The sequence below is a fragment of the Leptospira mtsangambouensis genome (assembly GCF_004770475.1).
GTDB classification, from domain to species: Bacteria; Spirochaetota; Leptospiria; order Leptospirales; family Leptospiraceae; genus Leptospira_A; species Leptospira_A mtsangambouensis.
The window spans coordinates 826,157-850,549 of sequence record NZ_RQHK01000002.1; the positions used below are offsets into that span (position 1 = coordinate 826,157).

Genomic DNA, 24,393 nt, shown 5'->3' on the forward strand with positions numbered 1-24,393 from the left:
TTAGTAAGGTTTAAATTTATACCGCCCAGAGAGATTCCGGGCGGTTTTTCCTCTTCCCTTTTTCCCTTCCCGTCGATATTCTAACTGTGAATCGACAGGACGGATCTTTAGTTTCCTCATCTACAGGCGTTTTTTACCCCTACCAACACCAGGACTTTTATGCGATGGATTCTTTGTTTTTATCGCACATGAAACAAGAAGAGGTTTGGGACTTCCAATCTGTGACCCAAGTGCACCTCGGTTTTTTAGGATTTTTAACTTTAAGGGGTTTTTTACGGGAGAGTTTGTCTTTGCCGAAACTCCAAGTGAAGGGTCTTTCCAAACATTGGAAAACATACTTAGCCAAAGTGAATTTTTTAGGAAAAGGGGTCCCTTGGGAATCCCAAGAATTCATTCCCAACTTAGTTTCTGATTCTCTCATTCCAGCCCTTACCTTTGGTGGGAAAGGGCATTGGGCACATGAATTTCATTGGGAGAGGGTGGAGAAAGATACAACTTCGGTTTTCTTTTCTGCAACCAACAAACAAAGCGAAGGTGACATTGCCATTAGTGATTTGATGAAAGATTTTTTACAATATTCTCAAACCCATCACTACTTGGATCGAGCATACATCCGTAAAGAAAACTCTAGTTATTTGTATTTGAATTCAAAAGAAACGAACCCAAGGGTGTTTTTTCGTGAAAACCCAACGGATTTACCAGAATTTTTATTTTTAGTGGCAGAGTTAAAAACGAAAAATCCTACTCACTCAAATTAAGGCCAAGTAAAACCGTTTTGAGAAGGTCGGCTTTGGTTTCCAAATGAGTGGTTTCTAAAATGGTTTGTTTGGTTTTAAAATCAAAATAAATGAGTGAGGCGATAAAATCTACCGGATATGGATGGACTAAAATTTGATTCATTTTCAAAATTAAGTCTTCTTCTGCCCCTTCTGCAAGTAAGATCCGTTTGGTGAGAACTAGTAACTCTTCTATTTTTTCTTTTAATGTTTCTGAAACATTTTTATTTCTTTGGTGTTCCCGACGGACAATTTGTGCGATATAAAACGGTTCTGTGGAATCCAAACTAACAATCTCTGCCGTCCCAATCCCTTCCAAAATGATATTGGATCTCCCATCGGGTAAGGATTCCTTTTGGATGATATGTCCATACCCCACAACTTCTGGGATGGGAGGGAGTCCCGCTCCAATCCAATTTTTAGGATAAGGAGCCATTCCCATTTCCCCACCATTTTCCATACAAAAGTCTAACATCATCCGGTATCTGGGTTCAAAAATATGGAGAGGCAAAAACATTCCCGGAAACAGAAATACATCTGGCAAGGGAAAGAGAGGTAAGGGGAAGGTTGACACAGAGAAAGGTTTTAGATTCTCTGTTTAGTTGTAAACCAATTCAAGGATCTGGCTTTGTTGAAAATAAAGAAAACTTCACTCCGTAAATCTTTTGAGGATTTAGGCAAAATCAAAGTGCTTGTGATCGGAGATTTGATTTTGGATGAGTATTTGATTGGTTCTGTGGAACGAATTTCCCCGGAAGCACCAGTTCCAGTCGTTTGGGTTCGCAACGAAAAACAATCCTTAGGTGGATCAGGCAATGTCGTTCAAAACTTATCTTCCATCGGAGTTTCGGGTGTTGTGTTTGGACGGATTGGAGAGGACAAAGCAGGGGATTCTTTAGAAACACTTTTACTCCAAAATTCTGTTTCGAAAGAAGACTTCGTTTTATTAAAATCCAAAACCATACCGACCATTTTAAAAACAAGGATCATAGCGACCCACCAACAAATTTGTCGGGTGGACCGGGAGGAAGTAGTTCCTTTGACAAAAGAGGAAGAAGATTCTATCCTAAAACAATTTGAATCAAAATTAAAAGAATGTTCCGCTGTCATTTTATCAGATTATGATAAGGGTTATCTCACACCTTCTCTCATTCAATCGGTGATTCGCCTTTGTAACCGAGAAAATAAAATTGTGACAGTAGACCCGCAAGTCAGCCATTTTTTCCTATACCAAAATATTCATATCATGACACCCAACCACCATGAAGCCGGAAAGGCTTTGGGTAAAAAACTGATCAGTGATTCTGAAATTGAAACTGCATGTCGGGAGATCTCAGAAAAACTCACACCCGATGCTATGATGATCACTCGAGGGGAAAAAGGGATGTCTATTTTTGAAAGAAAGACGGATTCTTTTTATCATATCCCGACTGTTGCAAAAGAAGTATTTGATGTGACAGGTGCCGGTGATACGGTGATTACCACGTACACTGCCTTTGTGGCTACCGGAATGTCCATTGCTGATGCAGCTCTTATATCCAATGTGAGTGCAGGTATCGTTGTTGGTAAGTTAGGTGCTGCTACTGTCACACAACCGGAAATTGAAGAAGCTTTACAAACACTAGGTTATTTGGATGTAAACCAATGAGTTTTTATGATACATTAAATTCAAAAATTGTTTCTTTCGATCAAATTGAATCCAAAAGAAAGGCTTTGGAAGGGAAACGAATTGTATTTACCAATGGGTGTTTTGATATTTTGCACCCTGGTCATGTGAGTTATTTGGCCCAAGCAAGGGATTTAGGGGATTTGTTATGGATTGGGGTCAATGAAGATGCAAGTGTTAGGCGACTTAAAGGAGAATCTCGACCAGTCAATTCTTGTGAAGATAGAATGTTTGTGCTTGCAGGACTCTCGTCAGTAGACTTTGTTTCTTCTTTTGCAGAAGATACGCCACTAGAAATTTTGAAAAAAGTAAAACCATCCATTCACTCCAAAGGTGGGGACTACCAAGTGGAAACCCTTCCGGAATACCAAATTTTAAAAGAGATGGGAGCGGATATTCAAATTTTGCCTTTTGTCTCAGGAAAATCGACAACCAAGATTTTAGAAAAAGCCAAATCTCCTTCCTAAACGTATTGATTTTGGACCCAAATCCCGCCACTCTGTAAAAAACATTCTTTTTTGAGGTCCATTTTGTCCAAGACCAGATATATTTTTATTACCGGTGGCGTTTCCTCTTCTTTAGGAAAAGGGGTTACCGTTGCAGCTCTCGGTTGTTTGTTAGAAGCCAGGGGTTATACCGTCTCTTTACAAAAAATGGATCCCTATATCAACATTGACCCAGGTACGATGAGTCCGTACCAACATGGGGAAGTGTATGTGACGGAAGACGGAGCAGAAACAGATTTAGATTTAGGATATTACGAAAGATTTACAAAATCTAAATTTTCCAGAAAAAATTCCGTATCCACAGGCCAAATTTATCACGCGGTGATTGAAAGGGAAAGGAAAGGTGATTATTTAGGAAGAACCGTACAGGTTGTACCTCATATCACTAATGAAATTCGAAACCGAATTTATAACTTAACACGAGACCAAGAAACGGATTTTGTGATTGTAGAAATCGGGGGAACTGTTGGTGACATTGAATCAGTTCCATTTCTCGAAGCCATCAGGCAAATGCGTTATGAACATGGAGCAAGCCAAGTATTGTTTTTGCATTTAACTCTTGTTCCTACCATTACGGCAGCGGGCGAAGCAAAAACGAAACCAACACAACACTCGGTAAAAGAACTTCTAGCTCTTGGAATCCAACCAGACATTTTAATTTGCCGTATTAATAAACCAATGTCCAAAGAGATGAAAAATAAAATTTCTCTCTTTTGTAACGTAAAAGAACAAAATGTAATCTCTGCAGTTGATATTGATACTTCCATTTATGAAATCCCTCTTATGTATCGGGAAGATAAATTAGATGAAGTGGTTTTAAATGCTCTTGGTATGGATCTCCGAAAACTGAATTTTTCCCAGTGGGAAAATATGGTCAAAAAGATTCGAAATACAAAAAAGACCGTAAAAGTGGCGTTAATTGGAAAGTATATTTCATTACAAGATGCGTATCGTTCTGTTTATGAATCTCTTGCTCACGGTGGGATTGCCAATGACGTAGAAGTAAACGTTGTTAAAATCAATCCAGAAGATATTGATTTTAAAAATATCAAAGAACTACTCAAAGGTGTTCATGGTGTTTTGGTTCCTGGTGGATTTGGTGAACGTGGGATTGAAGGAAAAATTGCTGCGATTCATTATGCAAGAACCAAACAAATTCCTTTTTTCGGAATTTGCCTTGGGATGCAATGTGCAGTGATCGAATTTGCAAGAAATGTTCTCGGTTTCAAAGATGCAAACTCTACAGAATTTAAACCCAATGTAGAATACCCAGTGATTTCAATGATTGAAGAACAAAAAGAAATCGAAAGAATGGGCGGAACCATGCGTCTGGGTGCATACCCTTGTATCGTCAAAAAGGGGAGTCTTGCTTATTCGGAATACAAAGCAGAACGTATTTCCGAAAGACATAGACATCGCTTCGAATTCACTTTGCGTTATAAAGATGATTTTGAGAAAAAAGGAATGAATTTAGCGGGTTTTTCGCCTGATGGAAGTTTGGCGGAAATTGTAGAAGTGGCAAACCATCCTTGGTTTGTTGGCGTTCAGTTCCATCCAGAATTTCAATCCAAACCAACTGACCCACATCCACTGTTTGCTGGGTTCATTCGAGCAGCATCCAAATTAGCTAAAAAAACGGAGGATTAAGATGTACGATTTAATTGAAGAAAGAGAATTTTTCGGTAAAAAAATCGGGGGTCGAAATCCCTTTTTCCTAATTTCCGGACCATGTGTGATGGAAAACAAAGACTTACTCGATAGAGTTTGTGGCGAGATGAAAGCCATTTGTGATGATTTGGGAATCGTTTATATTTTTAAATCTTCGTTTGATAAAGCCAACAGGTCTTCTATTAATTCTTACAGGGGACCTGGTTTGGAAGAAGGAAGAAAACTTTTAGATTTTATCAAAAACAAATACAATGTTCCTGTCCTCACAGACATTCATGAAACCATCCAAGTAGACCCTTTAAAAGACACCGTTGATATCTTTCAAATTCCAGCTTTCCTTAGCCGCCAAACAGATCTCATTGCAAAGGCAGCAGAAACTGGCAAATGGGTGAATGTCAAAAAAGGCCAATTTATGGCACCGGATGACACCCGTCATATCAAAACAAAAATCCAAGAGTCAGGATCTGAAAAGTATATGGTAACCGAAAGGGGAGCTAGTTTCGGATATGGAAATCTAGTGTTTGACTTACGTGGAATTCCTATGATGCACAAACATGGAATTCCGATTGTATTTGATGCCACCCATTCCGCACAACTTCCGGGTGCTGCTGGAAATATTACCGGTGGGGTTCGTGAATTCATCCCTCATATGGTGCGTGGTGCAGTATCTGTTGGTGTGGAAGGACTTTTTATGGAAGTACATCCAGATCCGGAAAAGGCACTTTCTGATGCCACCACTCAGTTTCCACTAGCAAAGGCAAAAAATCTTTTAACACAACTTCTCGAACTTGATCGTTTGGTTAAAACCAAGTTTTTAGAGGCCTAAAGCAACTTCTATGATGCGAAGGATGTTGATTTCCATTTTTCTTTTGGCAATGATCAATTGTAAAGATAAGGAATACCTTCGCATTGAAGTGGAAAGAGAATCTGGTTCTATGGTTTCTATGCGTCATTTTTCACGTTCTTCTTATAAAGATTCTGGGGAATTGGAGTGGAAACTAAAAGGCGAAGAGTCTTATATTTTTCCAAAAGAAAATAAAACCATCATTTACGGTTTCGAATTCAAACAGTATGAAAAGGGAAATGCCACTTCAGCAATGACTGGAGATCGCGGTGAGATCAATCACTCAACAAAAACAGTGGTCTTAAGTGGAAAGGTGAGACTTAAAACCAATGATGGGAAATTTATAGAATCAGAATCCTTAACATACAATTTGGATGAAAAAACTTTATCTTCAGAAGAAGACGTTTTGGTATATTCCGATGGGACAACCATTCGAGGAAAGGGACTTCGTGCAGACAAAGGACTGAATAAATTTACCATCATCCAACCCAAAGCAGTGACTGTGGGTGGGAGTAACCCGCTGAAGGAAAAACAATGAAAAAGGTAATTCTATTTTTATGTTTTTCTATTTCTATACTTTCTGCAAATCCTTCGCCAATACCTGTGTTATACGGTTCAGAAGATCTTTTGAAAAAAGAAGATTCAATCCTATCTCCTGATAAGAAAAAAGATAAAAAGGACAAGATCCCTGTTATTTGGGGAGGAAGCAGCCTAACTCAGGAAGAGAGAACCATTAATGGAATACCCATGAAAGTCTTTATTCTAGGTGGTGGTGCTTATATTATGCATAAAACCATCAAACTGAGTGCTCGCGAAATTGAAATCATTGGTGAAGATGCTCTCATCGGGAATTTAAAAGGTCAGGTGGTTGTGGAAGACTTTCAAAATGGAGTCACCTTGACAGCTACCAAAGGGATTTATAATAAAATAGGCGGAACGGTAAGTTTGGAAAACAACCCCGTGCTTGTGCAGAAAAAAGATGGAAAGGTCGTTAAAATCCAATGCCAATCCATAGTTCGTTACTTAGAAGAAGCCAAAACAAATTTAGCTGGTAAGGTAGTGGTGACTTCTGATGAATTCCAAGTTTTTGGTGAAGATGCTGTATTCTCCGAAAAAGAGGATCGGATAGATTTGGCTGGGGAACCGTTCCTCTTTTCAGAAAATCGTTTTTTAATTGGCCAAACTCTTTCTTATTTCGTGAAAGAAGGAAGCATTCAATTGGATGGAGATGCAACCATCTACCAAGTATCTTATGAAAATAAAAAAGATAAAGAGAAAGATACAACAACAAAAGAACGTGTTGTCACTTTGTTTACCGGTAAAACGTTAACTCACAAAAATAAAGGCAAAGATACTCTAACTTCTATGAGTGGAGATGCCTTTATGTATCGGAAAAGTTCTGAGTTTAAAGCCAATCTTTTAGAAAGTCGTCGAAACAATAAAGATATCAAAGCAACAGGAAACGTCAGTTATTTAGATCGCGAAAACGCTTATCGTATGGAAGGTGGATTCTTATCCTATGATAAAGAGAAAGGATATTCTTATCTAACAGAATCCCCCCAAATTGTTTTTTTGGACAAAAAAGAATTAAAAGAACGGGGAAAGTTAACCGCTGTATTTTTGGAAAGGTTTGATGAGCGGTTTGAAACAGTGGCAAGAGGAAATGTGGAAGTAGAAACACAAACTGCCACCGCTACTGGAGAATATGCAACGTATTTTGAAAAACGAGATGAACTGGTTCTAGAAGGAAATCCGACTCTGGTAAAGGACAATACAAAGGTCTCTGCAGGAAAGATCATTCTCTTTCCTAAATCGGACAAAGCTTATCTGACAGATGGGCTGAAGGTAATACCGAATGGCGAAAAAAAGTAAAACTCAAACACAAACGCAGAAACAAGAAATTGATTCGAATGTAAAAACATTCCGGATGGAAAATCTTGTTAAAATATATAACAAACGAAAAGTAGTTGATGGCGTTAGTTTTTATATTCGAAAAGGGGAAATTGTTGGACTTCTCGGTCCCAATGGTGCCGGAAAAACTACAAGCTTCTATATGAGTGTTGGTTTTGTCACTCCTGATGAAGGCCATGTTTTTATTGATAATGAAGACCTAACAAAAGCTCCCATGCATATTCGAGCCAGAATGGGTGTTGGTTATTTGGCACAAGAAGCAAGTATTTTCCGTAAACTAACCGTTGCTGAAAACTTAGAAGCTATTTTAGAAACGATGAATCTTCCTGGGGATGAAATCATTCGTCGCCGGGATGAACTCCTAATGGAGTTACAAATCATGCGAGTTGCCAACCAAAAAGGTTACACTTTGTCCGGTGGTGAAAGAAGACGTTGTGAAATTGCACGTGCACTTGTAACAAATCCCGATTTCATTCTTTTGGATGAACCTTTTGCTGGTGTGGATCCGATTGCGGTGAAAGATATCCAAAATGTCATCCAATCATTAAAGGACCGTGGTCTTGGAATTTTAATCACTGACCATAACGTAAGAGAAACATTAAAAATTACGGACAGAGCCTATATCATGTACAGTGGTCGAATTCTCATTTCCGGAACAGCAGATGACTTAATTAGTGATCCAGAAACCAGACGAATTTATTTGGGTGAGGATTTTAAACTATAAATGAAACTCGGGGCTTCACTTTCACAACGCCAAACGCAGAAATTGGTGATGACCCAGGACTTACGTCAGTCCATTGAACTGTTATCTTTATCCACGTTAGAACTTTCTGATAAAATCCAAAACGAACTTTTGGAAAATCCATTGTTGGATGAGGTCGGTGTAGATGAAAAAACTAAAATGCCGGAACTCTTTTCAATCGATGAAGTAAAACGATTAGAAAAATTAAATCATGAAAAAAGTACCGATGTCAATTGGCAAGATTCTTATTCTTTAGAAGGCCCACGGACGTATGATACAGAAGCAAGTGATAGAAATCAAAAATACATCGAATCCTCCACTCGTGGAGAAACATTAGAAGAACATTTATTAAATCAATTAAGGCTTATCAAACTTACCAAATTAGAATTTGAGATTGGCGAAGTCCTTATTAGTATGATTGACGATAAGGGTTTTATTACCGATGACTTGGCTATTGTTTCAAAAGAAATGGGATACCCTGAAACAAAAGTTCGGCGGGTATTACAAGTTATCAATGAACTGGATCCCATCGGGATTGGCGCGAAGGATATGCAAGAGACCCTCCTCATCCAGGGGAAAATTCTTTTTCCAGATAATATTCTTTTGCACCAATTGATTGGAGAGTTTTTATCAGATCTAGAAAAAGTTGATTATAAAAAAATTGCAAAAAACCTTAAAATTACGGAAGAAGAGATCCTCATTTTAGCAAGGTTAATCAAAAAATTAGAACCATACCCTGCCACAACATACCAGGGAAGAAAAATAGATTATGTTGTTGCTGATGTAGTTGTCAAAGCAGTTGGAAATGAGTTTAATATATTCATTAACGATGAGTGGTTACCAAAACTTTCGATTCAAGAAGAATACAAAGAACTTTTAAATCAAAAACTGCCTCCTAAAGAAAAGGAATATTTTCAAACAAAATATAGCTCAGCTCAGTGGCTAATACGATCCATCCAACAAAGAAGACAGACTTTGCAACGTGTGGTGAGTTGTATCATCGATTTTCAGGTGGATTTTTTTCGAGGTGGGATCGGGTTTATCAAACCACTTACCTTAAAGGAAGTAGCAGAAAAACTCAATTTACACGAATCTACAATTTCTCGCATAACAACAAATAAATACATTCAAACCACTTGGGGGATTTTTGAACTCAAATGGTTTTTCTCCTCTGGGGTGAAGTCTGCAGAAGGAGGAAAGGAAAGTTCCAAAAAAATTCATGAAATCATTCGTAATTTGGTAAAAGATGAGGATGAAAACAATCCTTTGTCGGACCAAGATATCGTTGAGCTCATGGAGAAAAAAGGAATTGAAATTGCTCGTCGAACAGTTGCAAAGTATAGAAAGGTCCTCAGAATCCTTCCTTCCAACGAAAGAAAAAGGATCAGTTCTTTAAAGGGGTAATCCAATGCCAGTTCCAGGGATCACGGTTGATACAATTCTTAGAGATCATGAAGACCTTCAATTGGTTTTAGTGACTGGTGAAGCTGGACTTTCCAATCGGATCAATAATGCTGAAATCAATCGACCAGGACTTTCTCTTACTGGATTTTTTGACTTTTTTGCCAATGATCGTATCCAGATTTTGGGGAAAGGAGAATGGGCCTATCTCAATTCTCTCGCAGAAGATAAACTCCACGAAATTACAGAGAAGTTTTTTGAATTTCATTTGAATTGTATCATTTATACACATGGTAATGAACCACAAGTTCCGTTTGTAGAAAGAGCAAAGGCCAAAGGGATTCCTCTTTTTAAAACAGAAATTGCCACTCATAGATTCATCACACTGATATCTCAAATTTTAGATCGTGCTCTTGCACCCCGTACGATGCGTCATGGTGTTCTCATTGAAGTATTTGGAATTGGGACTTTGCTTACAGGTCGCTCTGGTGTAGGAAAAAGTGAAACTGCTTTGGAGTTGATTGAAAGAGGTCACAGACTTGTTGCGGACGATATGGTGGAGATTCGTCGCCTAAGTGAAAGTTATTTGATAGGATCTTGTTCTGATTTACTGCGTCACCATATGGAAATTCGAGGTTTGGGAATTCTGAACATCAAAGATCTATTTGGTGTCGGATCTGTCAGAGACCACAAATTAATTGAACTCATTATCAATTTAAAAGAATGGGAAGAACAAACTTCCGGTGAATACGAAAGGACCGGAATCGAACAAAGTATGGAAGAGATCCTTGGTGTTTCTGTTCCATACATTGAAATTCCAGTGAAACCAGGCCGTAATATCCCTATCATTGTTGAAACAGCAGCGATGAACCAACGTTTGCGTAAAATGGGGAAAAATAGTGCTAAAGAATTTTCTAATAAACTAAATACATATATCCAACAGAGTTCCATTGAAACAAATCCAATTAAAGATTAGAGAAGATAGTTCCGGGCTTCATGCAAGGCCAGCCTCTTTGTTTGTAAAGATGGCTGCAAGTTTCCCTTGTGAGATTTTTGTCATAAAAGATGACATTGAAGTCAATGGGAAATCCATTATGGGTCTTATGATGTTAGCTCTTGGACCCGGTTCTATTTTTTTTGTCAAAGCAGATGGAAAAGGAGAAGAGGAGGCACTTCTTGCTTTAGAAACTTTGGTTGGTCGAAATTTTGAAGCCAATGCCACTTAGATTTTTTAAAATACTTCCAAGATTATCTGATGAAAATCGTTATTATCTTCGCGATATATTTATCTTTTTTTTGACGATAGTTGTATCTGTTGTTTTTTCTGAGTTTGTTTTTTTTCGCCAAGAAGAAGACATTTCTTTTTTTTCAAAGTTGGATACTTATGTATTCATCCTAATTCCATTTTTTGTACTTTCACTAATACTTAGTTATGTTTATCGCAATCGCCGTAACCGAGAGACTGGAAAAATTAGAAGTTCCATTCGTTACCGGCTAACGCTTGCTTTTCTGTTTGTTGCCCTGATTCCATCATTGCCAATTTTTATTCTTTCTTCCAATTTAACTGGTAGGTTGATTGAAGGGTTTTATCGTGTTGATATTTCCAATGCCCTTCGTTCTGCCAATTTGATCATACAAAATGAAGAAAAAGAAATTGAGGCAGAATTTATAAGCAAAGTTGGTATTTTACGTTCTAGGCTGAAAGGGATAAAGCCAGACGGATACTCTGTCTTCCAAAAAAGTGTGCAAAACGGATTGTTTGAGAAAAATGAGTATTATTTGGGTTTTGTTGAATCTGGGAAACTTAGTTTTGAATCTAGAAGTTTGTTTCGTAATTTCAAAGGATTGGAATTTGTAGAATCAAAACAAAACGGAATCTTTGTGAGTCGGTTGTATTTAAGCGATCGTTCTTATATCCTTTGTAAATTTTTTCTGGGGCAAGGGATGGATGTTTACGTTGGACAAAGAATCCACAAGGGTTTGGAATCAGATGTTCAGAATATTGTCAATGCAACTTCTACCTATGAAAAAGTAAGTTTATGGAAAGAAAAAATTCCTTTTAGTGTTCGGATCACCATTGCTTCCTTTTCTTTTGCGATGTTTCTCATTGCTATATTGTTTTCTTTTTTGTATGCAAGACGTATCTCTAGGCCCATCATTAATTTGGCAAACGCAACAAAAAAAGTTTCGTTAGGTGAATCTGATATTCGTTTAGAAAAAACGGAAGAAGGGGAGATGGGAATTTTGATTGATAGTTTCAATCAAATGGTCAGTGACTTAAATGCTAAGTCAGAAGAACTCATGCACACCCAAAGGATTGCCGCGTGGAAAGAAGTTGCACAGAGAATGGCCCATGAAATCAAAAATCCTCTCACTCCTATTCAACTTTCTGCACAAAGAATACAAAGAAAATTTCAAAATCCGAAATCTGAAAATTTAGAATCAGTTATATTTGATGCGACAGATACAATCATTGGTCAAGTGCGTGTTCTCGAACATCTTGTCAAAGAATTTAGCGAATTTGCAAGAATGCCGGTTCCTGTACTCATTAATCAAAAACTAAATCCCATTTTGGAAGAGGCAGTTGCCCTTTTTAAAGACACTACCGATATTGAGTTTGAATTAAAATTTGCTGAAAATCTGCCTGAGGTATTTCTCGACAAACGATTGTTTCTTGGTGTTATCAATAACTTAATTAAAAATGCTGTTGAGGCTATTCAATCAGCAGAAAACCCCAAAGAGGAAATGGATATTTTAAGCCTGAAACGGAAAAAAATTCGAATCATGTCAAAATTACAAAAGAAAGCACTTCGCAAATCCATTGTAATTGAAATTGATGATTCGGGACCTGGTTTAAAACAAGAATGGAAAGAAAAAGTATTTGAACCTTATTTTTCTACAAAAGAAAATCATGGATCAGGGATTGGTCTTGCCATAGTTCAAAAAACTATTATTGATCACCACGGACACATTGTTGTCGAAGATTCTAAGTTAGGTGGTTGTAAATTTAGAATCGAACTTCCTTTGGATAGTCACTGATGCAAAAATTGATATATATACTTGATGATGAAAAAGAAATCAGAAAATCCCTCCGGGTGATTTTAGAAGACGAAGATTATTCAGTGGAAGATTTTGCTAATGGAAAATCTCTGCTCAAAGCTTTATCTAAAGAAAGGCCATCGCTCGTTCTGCTAGATGTTTGGGTTGGAAAAGAAGATGGACTTTCTATATTAGATGAATGCAAAAAATTATATTCCAGTTTGCCGATTGTGATGATTTCGGGACACGGGACCATTGAACTTGCAGTGAATGCTACTAAAAAAGGAGCAGTTGATTTTTTAGAAAAACCTCTCTCCATCGAAAAGGTCATTCAGACCATTGAGTCTGCTTTAGAAAAAACCAAAGACCATGAGATTCCCGAATTCCAACTCGAGGTAGACGAAATTTTAGGAGAATCTGCTCCCATCAAACGTGTGAAGTTTGCTATCTTTCAGGCTGCGCAAACCAATGCTCGTGTTTTTATTTCTGGCGAAAACGGAACAGGAAAAGAACTGACAGCAAGGGCCATCCACCAAAATTCCAAAAGAAAAAACGAACCATATATTGAATTCAATTGTGCCTCCGTTCCCGAAGAAACCTTAGAACAAGAGTTATTTGGTTCCGAAATACATGGTAACCAAACAGGTCCAGAAATCAAAATGGGAAAATGGGAAGCTGCTGGGAATGGCACTTTGTTTTTAGATGAAGTTTGTGATTTACCTCTTTCCATCCAATCGAAAGTTTTAAAGGTAATCCTTGAACAAAAACTAGAACGTATGGGTGGAAAAGAATTTGTTCCCGTCGATGTTCGAATCATTGCTGCTACCAACTCCAATGTGGAAGAGGCCATCAGGGAGGGACGATTTCGAGAAGATTTATACTATGCATTGAGTGTCATTCCATTGGAATTACCTCCGTTACGAGAAAGAAATTTGGACATCCCTTTACTTGCAGAATTTTATCTGAATAAATCCATTTCTGAAAATAAACTTTCTCCAAAAACCATTGACAGAGAGGGTCTTGATGCACTCACCACTCATTTTTGGCCAGGGAATGTAAGAGAACTTGGAAATATTTTGGAACGTTTGAGTATTCTGGTTCCAGGGGATACCATCCGAGCCAAAGATGTAAAGGAAGCCCTTCACGGATTTAAAAAAGCAAATGAAATGGTCGCTCGTGGGGATTTGAAACATGCCAAAGAAGAGTTCGAAAGGCAATACATCATCAAAACCCTACAAATTTGTGAAGGGAACGTGACAAGAACTTCAAAGGCTTTAGGAATTGAAAGAACACATTTGTATCGAAAATTACGTTCCTTAAATATTTCTGTTGAACAGTTGAACGAAGGTTAGTATGGATCAAAAATCAATTTTAGAACGTTTTACTGACATTCTTAAAGAAACTAAATTTTTAATCCAAAACAAATCGGTTTCTGTTTATCAGTTCCAAGAGGAAAAAGATCCTAATGATTTTGTTTTCCCTTGGAAATCTAAAGTTCCAGAATCCATTGAAATCCAGAAAAAACAACAGAAAGAGAACCAAAGAAAAAATAAGGATCTAGTTAATTTTTCTTGTACACTTTGCCAAGGAAAACTCAGCGGAGTTCGGCAGTTTCTACATAAAGGAAGAAAACCTGTTTTGGTGCTTCATTATTCCGGGGCCACAAGTCCGAAAGAAAAACCATTCACAAAAACGAAACCAAACCAAATATTTAAAGACAAACTAACGGAAAGTAGCTGGGGAGAACTCATTCAAAAAGTATTTGGATTTTCTTTCGAAGAGTTTTATTACCAAGAATATCCGGCATGTAATTTTTCGAATACAGATTCAAAAGAAAACGATTGGCAAACCAGAGTGGAAAATTGCAAATTTCATGTAAAAGATACAGTAGAAGAATTTGGAATTAAATCCATTGTGATTTTAGGTTCATCCGCTAAATTATTGTTTGGTGCCGAGAAAGCAAAAGAATTTCTTGGTAAAGAAATAAAATGGGATTTGTCTGGTCTTTCCATTCCAATTGTCACCACAAGATCCCCAGAAGCCCTTGTTTTCCTTGGTGAAAAGGCAAAAAAGACAGATTCGGAAAGTAACCTTTTCCAATACGGAAAAGAAAAACAAGAATTGGAAGATAGTTTTATTTCTCATTTATCTCTTTTAAAACCTTATCTCTAGTATGATCCAATTTGCGGAAGTTGCTCTCAATCTATCTTGGGAAAGTAGAACCTTAACCTATGAAATTCCCGAGGACATTCCAAACTTGGTAAGAGGAGTTCGAGTTCTTGTTCCTCTGAATGGAAAGGAATGGGAAGGGGTTGTGATCGAGATCCACTCGAATGAGCCGAATTATGAAACTCTTTCCATTCTAAAGAGTATGGATAAGGAACCAGTCCTAACGGAAGACCAATTGGATCTTGCGGAGTGGATGGCAGAAAATTATCTTTCTTCTCTTGGCGAAGCCTTGTTTTTAATGGTCCCGAAAGGAAAAAAAAGAAAACAGGAAAAACAATCTCCCGTCCAAATTCAGTTTGATCGATTATATCCTTTAACTTCTGCTCAAAAAATAGCATTCGATGAAATCACCAAAAATCAAAAAGCCAACACACATTTGTTATATGGGATTACGGGAAGTGGAAAAACAGAAGTTTATCTCCACCTTATGGCGGAGGTTCTTTCCCAACCCAAAGGATCAGTGATTTTTCTTGTTCCTGAAATTTCACTCACTTATCCAACCATTACAAGGATTGAACGGATCTTTCCTGGACAAGTGGCGGTTTTACATTCACATCTCAGAACTTCAGAAAAATTCCAAAACTATCTGGATTTAAAGGAAGGAAAAAAACGGATTTGTATCGGAACACGTTCCGCTGTTTTTGCTCCTTTGTCTGACATTGCCCTCATTATTTTGGATGAAGAACATGATGGTTCTTACAAAGAACACGGCTCTCCTCGTTACCATGCGCGCCAAGTGGCTTTACAAAGAATTTTAAAAACAAACGGTAAATTGTTGTTAGGTTCTGCCACTCCGAGTTTAGAAATTTTTTACTTAGCAAAAGCAGGTCAAATTGGATATTCGGCATTAAAGGAAAGGGCAAATCCGGAGGCATCACTTCCCACAGTAGAAATTACGGAAAAAAAAGAAGATAGTGAACTCCTTTCGGGCGATTTGCAATTTAAAATTGCAGACCGATTGAAAAAGGAAGAACAAACCATCATCCTTCTGAATCGCAGAGGTTATAATCCCTTTATTTATTCCACCGCTACAAAAGAATTCATCCATTGTCCGAAATGTACGGCAACACTTTGTTATCATTCTGATAAAACGGTAAGGTGTCATCTTTGTGGATACAAATCAACCTTACAGAATTTAAAACAGATTCACGGCGAGGAGCTGGATTTATTTGGAGCAGGAACACAAAAGTTGGAAGAGTATTTACTTTCTCATTTTCCCAAAGCTCGGATTGAAAGATTGGACCAAGACAGTTCCAAAAATAAAGAAGTCACCCGTGATGTTCTCGAAAAGTTAGGCGAAGGAAATTTAGACATCCTTACCGGAACCCAAATGATTGCAAAAGGACTTGATTATGCAAACGTCAGTCTTGTGGGAATTTTAAACGCCAATCATGGGTTGGGAGTTCCTGACTTTCGCAGTAGCGAAAGAACCTATTCTCTAATTTCACAGGTGGCAGGTAGGGCCGGTCGGGGTGAAAAAAAAGGGGAAGTCCTCATCCAATCGAATGATCCCGAACATCCAGTCATTAAGATGGCAATGGAACAAAACTACCCTGCTTTTTTTGAGTGGGAATTGACTTTTAGAAGGGATTTGTTCTATCCACCTTTTTCTCGTTTGGCGAGGCTAGTTTTCAGATCAAAATATGAGGAAATTGCAAATAAACAATCTGTTGTTTATTCTGAACTTTTAAAAGAGAATATGGATGCCTCCATCACTCTTCTTGGGCCAAGCCAATGTCCATTTTATAAAATTGATAATAACTTTAGGTATCATATTTTGTTAAAATCCAAATCCATCACTACCTTACGAAATCTTTTGCGCGAAACAAAATCAAAGTTTAAAGTTGATTCCAAATGTTATATTGAATATGATTTGGATCCTTTAGAACTTGTTTAATAGGATAAATTATGAAACTTTCAATTGGCTACTTCGGATCCCCTGAACACTCCAAAGAATTACTTTCTATGTTACTGGAAGCAGGAATCACCATCGACTTTGTTGTGACCAATATTGACAAACCAGTGGGAAGAAAACAAACCATCACTCCCACACCTGTGAAAGAATTGGCAGTTTCTAAAGGAATCCCTGTCATCCAATCTCCGAAACTAAGAACCGATGAAGAAGCGCAAAAACAAATCTTATCTTACGGTTCTCCTGTTCATATCGTTTATGCTTATGGATCGATCGTTCCCGATAATGTGTTTTTAGATCCCAAATTCGGTAGCATCAACCTACATGGAAGTTTACTCCCCAAATACCGCGGTGCCTCTCCCGTCCAAAGTTTCCTCCTCAGTGGAGAAGAGAACTCTGGGTTTACCATTCAGTTTTTAGCCAAGGAAGTGGATTCGGGAGATATCATTTCCCAGAAATCTTGGAAGGTGGAAACCACAGAAACCACAGCCTCTCTTTTGCAAACCATCACCAAAGAAGGCGGAAAAGAACTCATCCGTCTCCTTAAGGAATTAGAATCTACGGAAACCGCTTGGACCTCGAAACCGCAAAATGCTAACGAGGCAACCCATTGTAAAAAAATAACAGCCAGTGATCGTCCCATCCATTGGTCTGAGCCTGCCCAAAACATCCACAACAGGATCCGTGCCTTGTATCCTGATCCATTGGCAGTGACCGAATTTCGGGACAAAAAACTCATCCTGATCTCCTCCTTTCTACCCAATACCGGAGAGGAACCGGTTCCTATACCGGAAGGCCTCAGCCCTGGTTCCTTTTTCCTATACCAGAAAAAAAGGCTTTTCTGCCTCTGTGGAGACGGAAACCTGCTTGGTATAGACACCTTACAACCCGAAGGGAAAAAACCCATGAAAGGATTTGAGTTTTTCAATGGGGCACGGGTTTTAGCCGGAGAATCATTTACGTGAAAGAAAAGTTTCTAAAAATCCTACCTTACAGTGGTTATGTTCTATTTGTTGGTTTAGGGCTCCTTGTTTTTTTTGTAGCTGCCTTCCTTGTGGTCGTGGTTCGAACCAAAGAAGAACAAAAGGTAATGATGCCTTATGTGATTGGTAAAAACTACATTGAGGTTCATAACGAACTCCAAAGACTCCAACTCAAAGTCCGTTTAGAAACCCAAAGGATACCTGAAAAAACAGATGGGATCATTCTCGCCCAGTCCATTGATCCAGGTAAGGAAGTAGAAGCTGGATCTAAACTTTATCTTACTGTTAACATTGGATTTGATCGGGTCACCATTCCCGATGTCAAAGGCCAGGATCTAAAACGTGCCAAAGCCATTTTAGAAAAGGTACTTTCTGGGGAAGTATATGTTCCTTTACAAATTGGTGGGATCACTTATGTGCCTGCTGTGGGCGATGAACCTGCTGACACCATCATTGACCAAATTCCTGGGCCTGGAAAAGAAACTCATTCAGGTGAAAAAATCTATTTACTCGTAACAGAACCCAATACAGAAAAAAAATCCAACCAATCAGCAAATGAACCTTTGGATTCCACAAAATTTGTAGGAACTCCTGTTCCATTTGTTGTCGATTTTTTACAAAGAAAAAAAATTCCTTATCGTTTAAAAGAAGCCACCAAACCAGAGTTTCGTGATTCACATGGACTCACATCTTCGTTTGAATTAAAACCTGCTGGTGCGGAATTGGGAGCTTACTATTTAAAACCTTCAGAATCACTTGTCCAGGATTATGAATTTTTGGAATATGAAGTAGATGATGATGATCTTTATTCTGCCAAACTCAAGTATACAAAACCTGGGGAAGATACAGAAATCGAAAAAGAAATCTTAACCAATCAAAAACTAAAAGAAGATGAACCTGTGCGTTTTCTCATCCATCGTTCGGGAAATGTAAAACTTACACTCGTTGGCAAAGAAACCGGAGTGGCTAAGGTTTGGAAACTCAAAGGAACTTATTAATATGAAAATTTCTGCTTCGATCCTTGCCGCAAAACTTACGGGACTTTCCACGGAGCTTCCCACTTACAAACAGGAAAATATCGACCTCATTCACATCGATGTGATGGATGGAAACTTTGTCCCTCAAATTTCCTTTGGGGAAGCATTCACCAAAGAAGTGAAGTCCCATACCCAAATCCCACTCGATGTACATTTGATGGTGAGTAATCCCGAACTCCATGTGCCTAAATACTTTGACCTCAATCCTTATTGTATCACCTTCCATATTGAAACGACAAACTTCTCTGTAAGACTGGCAGAAGAGATCCGAAAAGCGGGAATCAAAGTGGGGGTCTCTCTGAATCCCCAAACACCTCCAGAATCCATCTCTCAAATCCTTCCGTATTTGGATCTTGTCTTACTCATGACAGTCGATCCTGGATTTTACGGACAGTCCTTTGTGAAATCCGGTTTTGAGAAGATCGCGGCAATTCGTAAACTCACGAAACCCTACAATATTGAATTGGAAGTGGATGGGGGTGTGAACGAATCCAATATGGAAGAGCTTGCAAAACTCGGAGTGGACATCACCGTTGTGGGATCTGGTCTCTATAAAACAGGAGATCCGAACGCACAGGGCAAAAAATTAAAGGAACTCGCTGCAAGTGCTAGAACTCGCTCTTGACAGATCGTCCTTATTTAAAAAACTCGCTATAAAAGGGGTATTTTTCCTTGGTTAAATTAAGATTACAAAGAACGGGAACAAAAGCAGACCCGCACTATCGCATTGTCGCAGCAGACATCCGTGCTCCACGTGACGGAAAGTTCATTGAAGCGATTGGACATTTTCATCCATCTACTTCCTCTGTGAAAAAAGCAACTTTCAACGAAGAAAAAACTCTTTCTTGGTTAAAAAAAGGCGCTCAACCTACTGATACAGTTCTTGCTCTTTTGAAAAAAGACGACGTTTGGTCAAAATTCAAAGGTTAATTGATACATGGAATCCTTAGTTCGTTATATCGTTACATCTCTCGTTGACCAACCAGAACAAGTGGCTGTCAACCAAGTCCCCGGAGAGGAAGAAACAGTGATCGAACTTCGGGTAGCAGCAAAAGACCTAGGGAAGGTGATCGGAAAAAACGGAAGGATTGCAAAATCTTTGCGTACTGTTTTACAAGCAGCCGGAACCAAACAAGGCAAAAACTATACTTTAGAAATTGTCGACTAAACCAAGTTTAGTGAAAGTGGGGGTCATCGGATCCTCACATGGAATCAAAGGGTTCATCAAAGTTTTCACAGAAGGTGACACCCTACTATCCGCCAAACCACCGTTTACCTGCACAGTCGAAGACGCCCGCGGAAATCAGTCTACCATTCAAATCGATGAAATCAAACCCAACGGAAATCATTTCCTAGTCAAACTAAAGGGTTTTGAAACTCCAGAAACTGTCATCAAATACCGCGGATTCTCTTTGTTATGGAAAAGAGAAGATTTGCCCAAACCAACTGACGGCGAAATTTACACAGAAGATTTGGTGGGTCTTGTGGCGATTTCCAAAGAAACAAGTCAATCTCTGCATTATGTTGTGACCCAGGTTATCGACAATCCTGCTCATCCCATTTTGGAACTAAAACCAAAATCAGGGGAAGGCGAAACTGTGCTTATCCCTTTTCTCCATCAATTTGTAGGAGATTGGAACTTAGAATCCAAAACCTTAGAAATCATAAGCTGGGAGCAGTGGATTGAAGTTTAATTTCATCACTCTTTTCCCAGAAAAAATCACCTCGTATTTTGATACCGGAATCCCGGGCAAAGCTGTGAAACAAGGGGTTGTGGAAATCAATACCGTCCACCTTCGTGACTTTGCTGACAACAAACACCAAAAGGTAGATGATACCATCTACGGTGGTGGCCCCGGAATGCTTTTGCAAGTGGGTCCGATTTACCGGGCTTTAGCGTCCCTTGGCGAAAATAAAGGGAAGGTCATCCTCCTCAGTCCCTCAGGGGAACTTTTCAACCAAACTCTGGCAAGGGAGATTTACGAGTCCTCAGAGACCATTACCTTGATTTCTGGGTACTATGAAGGGGTGGATCATCGTGTCGCAGAGCATTTAATTGACAGGGAAGTGGCCATTGGAAACTATGTTATTTCATCGGGGGATTTAGCTGCTCTCGTTGTTGCCGATTGCCTATCTCGGTTTGTTCCGGGGTTTTTAGGAAAAGAAGAAAGCCTTCTCGAAGAATCGCACAACGAAACGGAAGAATTAGAATACCCTCAGTATACAAAACCCTATGATTTTATGGGTTGGACTGTTCCAGATGTTCTCCTCGGTGGGCATCATGAAGAGATCCGTAAATGGCGGCAGAAAAACCGCAAAACAAGAAATCATTCTTAGAGGAAGCCATGAATCAGATTCTAGAAACAGCACTCGCAGGCGAAGCAAAGAACGAACTTAATTTCGAAATTGGTGATACTGTAAAAGTTCACTACAAAATCGTTGAATCTGGAAAAGAACGTGTTCAGGTTTACGAAGGCATTGTGATCTCCATTGCGAACAAATCACAAAGCAAAACTTTCACAGTAAGACGAGTGTCTTATGATATCGGAGTGGAAAGAATTTTCCCACTTCATAGCCCACGCATTGCAAAGATTGAACTCGTTCGTAAAGGATCTGTTCGTCGTGCAAAACTTTTCTATCTCCGTGATAAAAAAGGAAAAGCGGGACGTATCAAAGAAAGAAAAGGCGGACAAGCAATTGTTGCCAAAGATAAAAAGAGACAGGATGAGGCTTCTAAAGCCGCTCTTGCACAAGCAAAAGCTGCTGAAGCACCTAGCGCATAATCTCTCTTGAAACGGTCGTCACTCGGCCGTTCTTTCCTGAATTTCAAATTCCTCACCTGACCTGTTACTCACTCGATGAAGCAGGTCGTGGTACACTTGCCGGCCCCGTCTCTGTGGGTTGTGTTTCCTTTACCCTCAAAACATTAGAAAAAATCAAAAGCGGAGAAATCTTAAAAGGTCTTCGCGACTCCAAAAAAATTCCAGAACCCAAACGAATCGAACTCAGAAAGGAAATCATTCAGTATGCTTCCTATTTCCGAGTGAGTTTTGTTAGCGCCAAGTTCATTGATCGGTTTAATATCAACCAAGCCATTTTTTATGGGATGAATCGGTGTTTGCCGACAAACTCACAATCAATTGAATCCAAAACTACTGTGAATGAAAAATTGAATTTGTCCACATCTGCTTACGAAGAAAAGACAACTCGGAAAGAAGACAAATTGTTAAACAGTAGGCCCTATCTTTTGGCAGATGGAAATTATAAACTAAAGATCACAAAACCTATAGAAGGTTATTTCTCTCTTCCCAAAGGTGATGATTTGATCCCTTCCATTTCTGCGGCCTCCATCCTTGCTAAAACCTATAGAGATGAATATATGGAAAAAATGGATTTGAAATATCCAGGTTACGGATTTGCCAAACACAAAGGTTATGGGACTGAAGAACATAGGGAGGCACTTTTGAAACTCGGAATTTCTCCGATCCACAGGTTGAGTTTTTGTAAATTTCTCCGATCTGAGGGAAGTGAGCCCTCTCTTTTTTAATCAGAATTCTCTTTCTCCGTTTTTCTCTCTGGGCAAACTGACCCACAAGCAAAAGGTAAAAAATTCCCCATTCGAAACCAAAACATCTAAAGAAGGTTCCGTTCCTTCCAAAGGATTGCATTCTAACTCTCTTGGACAAACCAAAAAGATTGCAACGGACCAAAGAACTCTTTTGGTAAACGGACTCGAAAGAGAAGTCCAAACAAATTCCTGGAAAGTAGAGAATCGTTTGCGTTGGACCCAGTGGATGGCGATCCAATCGGATTCCAAATCCATGGAGGTTTCTGACTTAAAACCAATTTGGAATTATCTTTTAGGCGAAACTGGATTTTCGGATCTTCTTTCTTATATTGATCCTGATGCCAAAGAATCATTACATATGGTAGTAGAACCAAAAAACAAGGGTTTGGTTCTCTATGTATTTTGGGAATCTGAAGCAACAGGTGCGATGGGAATCCAATTCCATTATGATCCAGAGAAAGATAAACCGATCCTTGTGCAAATCACAAGAGAAAAGCCATTCCAAAACCAAAACTTACATCACTCTTTGGCAAACCTTGTTCGGGACTTTCCCCAAATCCGTTCGGTGCAAGTGGAAACTTGGAAGGAAGAAACCTTTAACGGAGATTATAGATGAAACAAAAAATGGCAGCCCTTGCTTATGATCCGAACTTTCATTCCGCACCAAAACTTGTGGCAAAGGCAGAAGGAAGGTTGGCTGAAAATTTGATTCGGCTCGCCAAAGAGTCTGGTGTTCTTATCATAAGAGATGAAGTGATGATTCAAACCTTAGATCATCTCCCTAATGGGAAAGAAATTCCCAGGGAATTGTATGAAGCAGTGGCAGCAGTGTTTCGAATTCTTGTTTTAGAGAGACAAAAGAAAAACAATTGATGTTTCTAAGCTTCTTACTAGGATTTACGCAATTATGCGGAAAATTTCCATTCGAGACTTGGAACCTGGCTCGAAGTTTACTAAGTCAATTTATTTAGATAAGGACACTGTTTTTGTCGGAGCTGACCAACCCATCACCCAACAAGATTTAGACCGCTTGGTTCAATTTGGAATCAGCTTTGTCTTAACGGATGGAGAAAAGGTATTGGCCGAAGCAGGTGAAAAAGCAACCGCTGGTGGAGGTCCTGGATATTTTGATACCAACCTTCCTTTTTACCAAGATGATGAAAATTCCACACGTTTTAAATATTTATTAGAAAAAACTAATACCACAAAGGTTGAGTTCAATGCTGTTTTTAAAGACTGTTTTGATTTAGTGCAAAAAACTTATAAATCAGCATCCGAAGGTCGTTATACGGAAATTCGCGAATTTCGTGAAATAGCAGAGCGGATTGCAGACCATACAAAAGCCAATGCACAAATTCCCATTTTACTTTTGTCCCATTCTCATTCAGGATATTACTTATACACTCATATCTGTTATGCGACATTCTTCTCGGTGATGCTTGGAAATTTTTTAGAATTTTCTAGACCCAAACTCATCGATTTGGCTTTGGCCTCTCTTTTTGCAGACATTGGAATGGTCACAGTCCCAGAAGAAGTGTCTGAAAAAAAAGGAAATCTTTCAGAGCTAGATTTAAAAACCATCAAACGCCATCCTGTCACAGGTTACCAAATCCTTACCCAAAGATTAAAATTAAAAAACTCTCTTGCGATTGTGGCCCTCCAACACCATGAAGCTGTGGACGGCTCTGGTTATCCGCAGAGGATTCTTGCCAACCAAATCGAAGAACTCACAAAAGTGTTTATGATCGCTGACCAATTTGCTGCCATGATCCACCCTAGGCCGTACAGACAAGCCATCCTTCCTTACGAAGCGATGAAGATTATGATCAGTGAAAACGTGAACCGTTTTGATTTAAAAATGGTAAGATTGTTTTTAAATAAACTTTCTATGTTTCCTGTGGGGTCCGGTGTCGTTCTTTCTGACCTAAGGATGGGTATGGTCATTGAATCTAACAAAGACAAACCTCTTCGCCCCGTCATCCGAGTCACAAAAGATGCAGAAGGCAAACGCCTCAAACATTTGGAATTTGTGGATCTTATGAAAGACTTAAATCTCTACATCCAACAAGCCATTCCCTTTTCACAGATTTACTAATCCTTCTTTGGCAATG

At 38.9% G+C, this 24,393-nt stretch carries 28 protein-coding genes; 27 read left to right on the top strand and 1 reads right to left on the bottom strand.

Annotation, left to right across the window (positions count from 1 at the left end; all coding sequences use genetic code 11):
- The first annotated feature begins 86 nt into the window (after positions 1-86).
- Positions 87-758 (top strand): LIC11631 family protein, encoded by a 672-nt coding sequence (locus tag EHR01_RS03720; protein ID WP_135693232.1) that lies wholly within the window; start codon positions 87-89, stop codon positions 756-758.
- Here the strand turns inward: EHR01_RS03720 and EHR01_RS03725 are convergent.
- Complete coding sequence (locus EHR01_RS03725) at positions 742-1,293, bottom strand: LON peptidase substrate-binding domain-containing protein (RefSeq protein WP_244309997.1); 552 nt, start codon at positions 1,291-1,293, stop codon at positions 742-744. The genes EHR01_RS03720 and EHR01_RS03725 overlap by 17 nt on opposite strands.
- A 114-nt stretch (positions 1,294-1,407) precedes the next feature.
- Here EHR01_RS03725 and rfaE1 point away from each other — a divergent pair, with 114 nt between their 5' ends.
- From rfaE1 to EHR01_RS03855, 26 genes are all read left to right on the top strand, one after another.
- Positions 1,408-2,424: a D-glycero-beta-D-manno-heptose-7-phosphate kinase gene (rfaE1, locus tag EHR01_RS03730; protein WP_135693890.1), complete on the top strand. Its 1,017-nt coding sequence runs from the start codon at positions 1,408-1,410 to the stop codon at positions 2,422-2,424.
- On the top strand, positions 2,421-2,909 hold the full coding sequence (gene rfaE2 / locus EHR01_RS03735; RefSeq protein WP_135693237.1) for a D-glycero-beta-D-manno-heptose 1-phosphate adenylyltransferase: 489 nt from the start codon (positions 2,421-2,423) through the stop codon (positions 2,907-2,909). Before rfaE1 ends, rfaE2 begins: the two co-directional genes overlap by 4 nt.
- Positions 2,910-2,972: 63 nt before the next feature.
- On the top strand, positions 2,973-4,595 hold the full coding sequence (locus tag EHR01_RS03740) for a CTP synthase (protein ID WP_135693239.1): 1,623 nt from the start codon (positions 2,973-2,975) through the stop codon (positions 4,593-4,595).
- Between the two features lies 1 nt (position 4,596).
- Positions 4,597-5,442: a 3-deoxy-8-phosphooctulonate synthase gene (gene kdsA / locus EHR01_RS03745; RefSeq protein WP_004789216.1), complete on the top strand. Its 846-nt coding sequence runs from the start codon at positions 4,597-4,599 to the stop codon at positions 5,440-5,442.
- Positions 5,443-5,452: 10 nt separating this feature from the next.
- The gene (lptC, locus tag EHR01_RS03750) at positions 5,453-5,998 is read left to right on the top strand and encodes an LPS export ABC transporter periplasmic protein LptC (RefSeq protein ID WP_135693241.1); all 546 of its coding nucleotides are present in this window, start codon (positions 5,453-5,455) and stop codon (positions 5,996-5,998) included.
- Positions 5,995-7,332 carry an LptA/OstA family protein gene (locus EHR01_RS03755; protein ID WP_135693243.1) on the top strand — a complete coding sequence of 446 codons (1,338 nt, stop codon included), beginning with the start codon at positions 5,995-5,997 and terminating at the stop codon, positions 7,330-7,332. The genes lptC and EHR01_RS03755 overlap by 4 nt, the downstream gene beginning before the upstream one ends.
- A 55-nt stretch (positions 7,333-7,387) precedes the next feature.
- The gene (gene lptB, locus EHR01_RS03760; RefSeq protein WP_135693891.1) at positions 7,388-8,095 is read left to right on the top strand and encodes an LPS export ABC transporter ATP-binding protein; all 708 of its coding nucleotides are present in this window, start codon (positions 7,388-7,390) and stop codon (positions 8,093-8,095) included.
- On the top strand, positions 8,096-9,517 hold the full coding sequence (rpoN, locus tag EHR01_RS03765) for an RNA polymerase factor sigma-54 (protein WP_135693245.1): 1,422 nt from the start codon (positions 8,096-8,098) through the stop codon (positions 9,515-9,517).
- 4 nt (positions 9,518-9,521) lie between these two features.
- Positions 9,522-10,490, top strand: coding sequence for an HPr(Ser) kinase/phosphatase (gene hprK / locus EHR01_RS03770; protein ID WP_135693246.1), 969 nt, complete (start codon positions 9,522-9,524; stop codon positions 10,488-10,490).
- Complete coding sequence (locus tag EHR01_RS03775; RefSeq protein ID WP_167482920.1) at positions 10,465-10,740, top strand: HPr family phosphocarrier protein; 276 nt, start codon at positions 10,465-10,467, stop codon at positions 10,738-10,740. Before hprK ends, EHR01_RS03775 begins: the two co-directional genes overlap by 26 nt.
- The gene (locus EHR01_RS03780) at positions 10,730-12,553 is read left to right on the top strand and encodes an LIC_11548 family sensor histidine kinase (protein ID WP_135693248.1); all 1,824 of its coding nucleotides are present in this window, start codon (positions 10,730-10,732) and stop codon (positions 12,551-12,553) included. Before EHR01_RS03775 ends, EHR01_RS03780 begins: the two co-directional genes overlap by 11 nt.
- Positions 12,553-13,905 (top strand): sigma-54-dependent transcriptional regulator, encoded by a 1,353-nt coding sequence (locus tag EHR01_RS03785; RefSeq protein WP_135693250.1) that lies wholly within the window; start codon positions 12,553-12,555, stop codon positions 13,903-13,905. The genes EHR01_RS03780 and EHR01_RS03785 overlap by 1 nt, the downstream gene beginning before the upstream one ends.
- Position 13,906: 1 nt before the next feature.
- The gene (locus EHR01_RS03790; protein WP_135693252.1) at positions 13,907-14,725 is read left to right on the top strand and encodes a hypothetical protein; all 819 of its coding nucleotides are present in this window, start codon (positions 13,907-13,909) and stop codon (positions 14,723-14,725) included.
- A 1-nt stretch (position 14,726) separates the two neighbouring features.
- Complete coding sequence (gene priA, locus EHR01_RS03795) at positions 14,727-16,679, top strand: replication restart helicase PriA (RefSeq protein ID WP_135693254.1); 1,953 nt, start codon at positions 14,727-14,729, stop codon at positions 16,677-16,679.
- 11 nt (positions 16,680-16,690) lie between these two features.
- Positions 16,691-17,659 (top strand): methionyl-tRNA formyltransferase, encoded by a 969-nt coding sequence (fmt, locus tag EHR01_RS03800; RefSeq protein WP_135693256.1) that lies wholly within the window; start codon positions 16,691-16,693, stop codon positions 17,657-17,659.
- On the top strand, positions 17,656-18,675 hold the full coding sequence (locus EHR01_RS03805; protein WP_135693258.1) for a PASTA domain-containing protein: 1,020 nt from the start codon (positions 17,656-17,658) through the stop codon (positions 18,673-18,675). The genes fmt and EHR01_RS03805 overlap by 4 nt, the downstream gene beginning before the upstream one ends.
- Position 18,676: 1 nt before the next feature.
- Positions 18,677-19,339: a ribulose-phosphate 3-epimerase gene (gene rpe, locus EHR01_RS03810; protein WP_135693260.1), complete on the top strand. Its 663-nt coding sequence runs from the start codon at positions 18,677-18,679 to the stop codon at positions 19,337-19,339.
- A gap of 47 nt (positions 19,340-19,386) precedes the next feature.
- Positions 19,387-19,644 (top strand): 30S ribosomal protein S16, encoded by a 258-nt coding sequence (rpsP, locus tag EHR01_RS03815; protein ID WP_002973959.1) that lies wholly within the window; start codon positions 19,387-19,389, stop codon positions 19,642-19,644.
- A 7-nt stretch (positions 19,645-19,651) separates the two neighbouring features.
- Entirely contained in the window at positions 19,652-19,882 is a 231-nt protein-coding gene (locus tag EHR01_RS03820; protein WP_002974362.1) for a KH domain-containing protein, read from the top strand.
- Positions 19,872-20,408: a ribosome maturation factor RimM gene (gene rimM, locus EHR01_RS03825; protein WP_135693262.1), complete on the top strand. Its 537-nt coding sequence runs from the start codon at positions 19,872-19,874 to the stop codon at positions 20,406-20,408. Before EHR01_RS03820 ends, rimM begins: the two co-directional genes overlap by 11 nt.
- On the top strand, positions 20,398-21,051 hold the full coding sequence (trmD, locus tag EHR01_RS03830) for a tRNA (guanosine(37)-N1)-methyltransferase TrmD (RefSeq protein ID WP_135693263.1): 654 nt from the start codon (positions 20,398-20,400) through the stop codon (positions 21,049-21,051). Before rimM ends, trmD begins: the two co-directional genes overlap by 11 nt.
- Positions 21,052-21,059: 8 nt before the next feature.
- Positions 21,060-21,497, top strand: a complete 438-nt coding sequence (gene rplS, locus EHR01_RS03835; RefSeq protein ID WP_167481627.1) for a 50S ribosomal protein L19 — start codon at positions 21,060-21,062, stop codon at positions 21,495-21,497.
- A gap of 113 nt (positions 21,498-21,610) precedes the next feature.
- The gene (locus EHR01_RS03840; protein WP_244309967.1) at positions 21,611-22,261 is read left to right on the top strand and encodes a ribonuclease HII; all 651 of its coding nucleotides are present in this window, start codon (positions 21,611-21,613) and stop codon (positions 22,259-22,261) included.
- A complete protein-coding gene (locus EHR01_RS03845) occupies positions 22,242-22,898 on the top strand; it encodes a hypothetical protein (protein ID WP_135693266.1) in 657 nt (218 codons plus the stop codon). Before EHR01_RS03840 ends, EHR01_RS03845 begins: the two co-directional genes overlap by 20 nt.
- Positions 22,895-23,155: an EscU/YscU/HrcU family type III secretion system export apparatus switch protein gene (locus EHR01_RS03850; RefSeq protein WP_135693267.1), complete on the top strand. Its 261-nt coding sequence runs from the start codon at positions 22,895-22,897 to the stop codon at positions 23,153-23,155. The genes EHR01_RS03845 and EHR01_RS03850 overlap by 4 nt, the downstream gene beginning before the upstream one ends.
- A gap of 34 nt (positions 23,156-23,189) precedes the next feature.
- Positions 23,190-24,377, top strand: coding sequence for an HD-GYP domain-containing protein (locus EHR01_RS03855; RefSeq protein WP_135693268.1), 1,188 nt, complete (start codon positions 23,190-23,192; stop codon positions 24,375-24,377).
- Positions 24,378-24,393: the final 16 nt, after the last annotated feature.